Here is a 3,701-nt window from a genome sequence, read left to right as displayed (position 1 = left end):
TCAATATGTCGCGGGTGACTTCGCAAGCGATAGGTTTCCAGCTCAGCCTGAGCGAGAGTCTTCTGCAGCAAGTCAACGCCGCCGCTCGAGAGCGGCATTTGACCCGCTCCGCGTTTTTTACGCTCGCTGTGCTACACGAGCTGGATCGCAAAAACGACAATGCTGTATTCGGAGCCCGAAGCGAACATGAATCGGGGTTCTTGGCACTTTAACCCTCAATGTGCGCGGCTTTCGATTCCTACGCGGACGATCCGTCGACGCGAGGCGGCCCTTTCCTTATAGAGCTTGGTCGCCAGTCCACGTGCCGTGTGCGCCGTACTAGCGCACAGGCACCGTTGTGCAGGCGGCGCTTGTTCTCGTTTCGATCAAGCCTCTCTGTGCTTTGCCGACGCTACCTGCCTGAGGAGGGCATATGAGCTTCACTGAGAGATTTCCGTTGAAAGACAACGAACCACCGTCCGCTGCTTTAACGTCGTTCAAAACGGCCGCCGACGCCATGCCCCGATCAGGTCCGAAGCCAGCGGGCGAGCCATTCTTGTCGCCGTTCGAAGCCGCGCGTGACGAGCATGAAAAAACCGTCGCACACACAATGCCAGACGAGCCCGAAGGGGATTTCGCCTAGTCGGCTGACGAGTCAAATCCCGTTCGCCTTTACGCCAACGACGGGCATTCTCGTGCGCACTGTAAATGTTCTGCCACATCTTCTTCGAGATATCGGGTGGCGATCGTGGGCGACGCGCCACCGTGAAATCGTCGCACCTAAGTCAGGAGGAAATCGTGAAACGCGATATGAATCTCGCACTGGCAATATTGAAAACTTTGGAGGAAAACAAAGCTCCTCACCTCAGCGAATTTGACATTGAAGCCGCGCTGAAGGCCGCGTTCGATGTTCCCAACCGAGGAATCGGTTATCACTTGAACCTGATGGCCGATGCAAATTTCGTACGCTCGATGGGTAACGACTGGCGGCTGACCTGGGCCGGCCACGACTTCTTGAAGACAGCGGTCCCGAACGCCTTCGAAACCCCCTGAAGTGCGGTTGAGTACCCTAAACCTACTCCGCGTTCATGAACGCGGCACGCGTGCCGGTCAAGACACAAAACCATCAAAGGGTCCTCGCGGTTTGCCGAAGTTCGCACCGTTCCACAACACGACGAGCGGGCGTGCACGTCGAGCCATCTGGTTTCGTATCAACGCCCGGACGGCCATTCTTGGACAGAAGGCACCATGGATCGCTTGAGTGACGCGCTTCTTCAATATCATGATCGCAGCAAGCACCGCGTCAACCGTTACGCTCCTGGCCCCCACGAGCTCGACTGGATAGCCCAGCCAAATCCGTTTCGGGAGTTTCACGGCGCACCCCGCGTGAATCTGCTGTTAGCCGCGGACACGTTCCACACTCGTTACAACGAGGTGCGCTGCGGCGCCCTGCCGTCCGCATACGGAATTGATTTGCGTAATCTGTCGATCCTTTTCGAGCTGTCGTTGGGCTTGTCGGCATGGAAATCCTATCGCGCTACGCGTTGGGCGCTGCGCTGCAATCCTTCGAGTGGCAACCTCCATCCGACCGAGGGCTATCTAGTGTGTCCGCATCTGCCTGGCCTGCCCGCGGGCATCTACCATTACCTGAGCCGAGACCATTTGCTTGAACGTCGCGCCGCGGTCGATGACTCGCGATGGATCACGGCGTTTGGGGGCAACGGCGTTCTGGTCGGAATAAGCTCGATTCATTGGCGCGAAGCATGGAAATACGGCACACGGGCGTGGCGCTACTGCCAGCACGACTGCGGCCATGCCATCGCCGCGGTAAGTTACGTAGCGGCCGCTTTGGGCTGGCAAACGCGGCTATTGGAGGCGCCCGCGGACGATGAGGTGGCGCGCTTGCTTGGATTGGATCGTAGTGACGATTTCGGGACCGCCGAACGAGAGTCGCCGGATGTTCTGCTCTGGGTCGGCCATCCCGACGGACGGCCCGATATCGAGCGCATGCTAACTGCTTCGGACGCGGCGGCGTGGTACGGATGCGCGAACCAGTTAAGCGCGAACCAGGTGCGATGGCCCGATATCGATTCGATCCGTCTCGCCACGATCAAGTCCCGTACCACTGAGCTAAGCGCGGCCTGTGCGGAGCGGCGCCCCTTGCCTGCGGCGCCCGCCCTCGACCTCAGTTTCGCGCAGGTCGCTCGCCAGCGCCGTAGCGCGGTTGATTTCGACGGCACGACGAGCATCACCAGCGCCGCTTTTTTTGCCATGCTGGAATGCCTGATGACGCGTTCTGACACACCGCCGTGGAATGTGCTCGTCTCTCCCGCCGCAGTGCATCCTGCGCTCTTGGTGCATCGCGTGGATGGATTGGAGGCGGGCCTGTATGTGCTGGTCAGAAATCCGGAAGCATTGTCGAGCCTGCAGACATCGATGCGCCCCGAATGGCTATGGGAAAAAACTGGACCGGACCATCTGCCGCTTTATTTTCTGCTGCCGTTCGATTTGCGTGCCTCAGCAAAGTTGATCTCCTGTCATCAGAATATTGCGGCCGATTCCTGCTTTGCGCTCGGCATGCTGACGCGGTTTGTAAGCGCCATGCAGGAACCATGGCGTTACCGTCATCTATTGTGGGAATGTGGCATGCTCGGCCACACGCTCTACCTCGAAGCCGAAGCCGCTGGAGTACGCGCTACGGGAATTGGATGTTTTTTTGATGATGAAATGCACGCGCTGCTCGGACTCAATGATCACGCGTGGCAAAGCCTGTATCACTTCACAGTCGGTGGCGCGGTGGATGATCAACGCTTATCCTCGGAGCCACCCTACGAGCGTCAGGGTTGAATGCGCGACAACAGCTACTTGAGGCAATCGTACCTTTCGCGCAATTTCTTGCGGTTCGATCTGGAAAACCCCTTATCAGTCACCGGCTTGCGAATCCTGTGATTGCGCGAAAGCCGCGGAGCTGCCCCGCCTTTCTTCAAGCGGATCTCCATGCGGCTACCGTCAGATTTCGCACGATTCGAACGATCACCCCACGTCGAGCGAACGGATGCCGAAGCAGATCAGCGAGCCAACTGCCGACACCACGGCGGCCGCTGATGCCAAACCTGCGGCCATTATCATTACAGATGGTTGAACGACGGACCCCGCCTCGGGCTTCGCTTGGAATGGCAGTTGCTTGCGAAACCGCAAGTAAGCCTCTTCGCAGTTTCCACGTTGCACCACCAAGAAAGGTCGATCCGATGAGACTTCGCGTTGGTTACGAACCGGTGCACGAGTGTCCGCAGCCAACGCCGATGTTGCTGATACTGAACACGCACGACTCCCGCGCGCTGGACATGGTCGTGCCGTCTGGTAGGGAAACGCCTGCAGCAGAATGCAATGAGATAGTGCCGAGTCGATGTGTCTACGAGCAAACTGGACGTAGGCGCATATAGCGTAGCGAAGATTGCGACGGTATTCGTGTGCCTAATTTTCGACAAGGAACGGCCGTTCGATGGCGACTCGCGTTTGTCGCTTTATGGCCGAGAACCGTGGTTCCCGATGTTCGCCGAAGCAGCCGTCGGGTCCACCGTCGGTCTCAGCGGAGTGCAGCTTTACGGCGCCCTCGCCCACGGGCAGCCGTCGTCGCAACCATCGATTGCCGGCCGCCGAGCGCGGCGCACATTAAAGCCTTTTCTCCCACCATTGCGCCGCGATCACAGATACGTCGCCAC

Annotated in this window: 3 protein-coding genes and 1 pseudogene; all 4 read left to right on the top strand. The window is 58.7% G+C overall.

The annotated features are described in order from the left end of the window. Positions 1-212 (top strand): annotated as a pseudogene (locus AWB67_RS42555) (hypothetical protein); the annotation flags it as partial. A 200-nt stretch (positions 213-412) separates the two neighbouring features. Further along, positions 413-622: a hypothetical protein gene (locus AWB67_RS34980; RefSeq protein ID WP_087660495.1), complete on the top strand. Its 210-nt coding sequence runs from the start codon at positions 413-415 to the stop codon at positions 620-622. Positions 623-777: 155 nt separating this feature from the next. Then, positions 778-1,032: a DUF2513 domain-containing protein gene (locus AWB67_RS34975; RefSeq protein WP_235025534.1), complete on the top strand. Its 255-nt coding sequence runs from the start codon at positions 778-780 to the stop codon at positions 1,030-1,032. A gap of 195 nt (positions 1,033-1,227) precedes the next feature. Further along, positions 1,228-2,826, top strand: coding sequence for a SagB/ThcOx family dehydrogenase (locus AWB67_RS34970; protein WP_087660494.1), 1,599 nt, complete (start codon positions 1,228-1,230; stop codon positions 2,824-2,826). Positions 2,827-3,701 lie beyond the last annotated feature (875 nt).

It is taken from the genome of Caballeronia terrestris (assembly GCF_001544515.1).
Lineage (GTDB): Bacteria > Pseudomonadota > Gammaproteobacteria > Burkholderiales > Burkholderiaceae > Caballeronia > Caballeronia terrestris.
This window is presented reverse-complemented; position numbering and strand designations above follow the sequence as displayed.

Coding starts and splice junctions, on each gene's coding strand:
- AWB67_RS34980 (WP_087660495.1), top strand. CDS start 413: ATGAGCTTCACTGAGAGATTTCCGTTGAAAGACAACGAACCACCGTCC.
- AWB67_RS34970 (WP_087660494.1), top strand. CDS start 1,228: ATGGATCGCTTGAGTGACGCGCTTCTTCAATATCATGATCGCAGCAAG.